Raw genomic sequence first — 1,897 nt, forward strand, 5'->3', positions numbered from 1 at the left:
GGGTGTGCTGGAATTCCCGGCAGGAACCGGGGCCGACGCTGGCACCCGGGGCTCCGAGCTGTCGACGCAGCTGCAGGCGTGGATGATTCTGGAAGCCGCCTACCGGGTGACCGCGGGCGTCGGCACCGAGGCCGAAACGACCGGATAGGCCAGCGCCCGGTGCCTGATACCCACCGTCACCCGGTCCCCGCGGCGCGGCAGATCGGGGGCGGCGACCCGTGCGCGCACGGTGAAGCCGGACGGCAACTCAAGACCGACCAGGGCATCGTGGCCCGCGTAGGACACTGCGGTGACTGTCGCATCCGTCCCGCCAGCCGTCACATCCAACCATTCCGGGCGGAGCATGACGCACACCGGTGAACCGTCCACCGGTTCGCTGCCGTCGGCCATCTCGGCCTCCACCAGCCCCAGAGCACACTGCACCCGGCCGCCGGCCCACAAACCATCCATTTCCACGGTGTCCCCGACGAAGGCTGCCACCCAGCGGCTGATCGGGCGCTCATACACTTCGTGGGGCGTGCCCCACTGGAGGATCCGGCCCTCCCGCATCACCGCAACATAGTCGGCCAGGGACAACGCCTCCTCCTGGTCGTGGGTGACGAGCAGGCTGGTGTTGCTTTGGCCTCGCAACAGGTCCGCGACCTCCCGGCGAAGGGTTGACCGGAGTTGGGGGTCCAGGGCAGCGAACGGCTCATCGAGGAGCACCAGATCGGGCCGTGGTGCGAGGGACCGGGCGAGTGCCACCCGTTGCGCCTGGCCGCCGGAAAGCTGGGATGGTGCCCGGTCGATCAGTTCGCCGAGGCCCACCATCGCGGCGAGGTCCGCGATCCGCCCGGACCTGCCAGCGCTCCGCTTCAGCCCGAAACCGATGTTCTCGCCGACCGTCAGGTGAGGGAAGAGTGAGGCGTCCTGCGGGACCCAGCCGACACCCCGCTTCTCGGGTGCCCGTTGGACCGTAGGAGAAGAGAGGAGATTCTCGCCCACCCGGATGGTTCCACCCGCCGCCGGGAGCAATCCGGCGATGGCTCGCAGCAGGGTGGTTTTGCCACAACCGCTCGGGCCCAGGACAGCGGTGAGCGATCCCCTCGGGATCTCCAGGTGCACGCCGTCGAGCACCGTCGTGCCCCCGTAGGCAACGCTCAGCCCATCAATGACTACCCAGCTCACAAGTCCTCCTTCGCTACGCCCCGGAATCCAGAAAGCACCACCGCCGGGACGGCGGCGAGCAGCACCAGGGTGGCCGCGTAGGGTGCGGCAGCCCCATACTCGAACACTGTGGTCCTGGACCACAGTTCTGTCGCGAGGGTGGCGGTGCCGGTGGGGCGCAACAGCAGCGTCGCAGGCAATTCTTTCATGACCGAGATGGCTACCAGCAGCGCGCTAACTCCGATACCGGGCAGCGCCAGCCGCGCGGTCACCCGCCACCAGGTCTGCAGCGGGGACAACCCCAGCATTCGGGACACGTCAACCAGGTTTTCCGGCACCGCGGCTATCCCGTTGCGCATGGTGCCGATAGCCTTCGGCATGAACAGGACGGCGTACCCGAAGATCAGCACCACTACGGTTTGGTACAGGATTGGGACCGCCCCAAGCGCGAAAAACACCAGCGACAGACCCACCACAATGCCGGGGAGCGCGTGCCCCAGGAACCCGACCGCCTCGACTGCCGCGATCAGGCGCCCACGATAGCGTGCGGCCAGGACCGCGATGGGGAGGGCCAACAACACTGCTGCGACGGCCCCGGCTGCGGCGAGTCCCAGCGTGGCCCCAATCGCCTCAATCAGGCGGCTGACGTCCATCTCGCGTAACGTCGCAGCGTCCAGCAGGCGGCTGGTGAGTCCTCCGACGGGCACGACGACGGCGACCACTGGGGCGGCCAGTACCAGGGCCAGCGCCC

Annotated in this window: 2 protein-coding genes; both read right to left on the reverse strand. The window is 68.5% G+C overall.

Features of this window, described 5'->3' with window-relative positions:
* Positions 1-99: 99 nt before the first annotated feature.
* On the reverse strand, positions 100-1,167 hold the full coding sequence (locus K728_RS0111370; protein WP_019482315.1) for an ABC transporter ATP-binding protein: 1,068 nt from the start codon (positions 1,165-1,167) through the stop codon (positions 100-102).
* On the reverse strand, positions 1,164-1,897 hold a 734-nt coding region (locus K728_RS0111375; RefSeq protein WP_024476787.1), incomplete at its 5' end, for an ABC transporter permease. The genes K728_RS0111375 and K728_RS0111370, both read right to left, overlap by 4 nt.

The sequence above is a fragment of the Arthrobacter sp. CAL618 genome (genome assembly GCF_000468215.1).
Classification (GTDB): Bacteria; Actinomycetota; Actinomycetes; order Actinomycetales; family Micrococcaceae; genus Arthrobacter_D.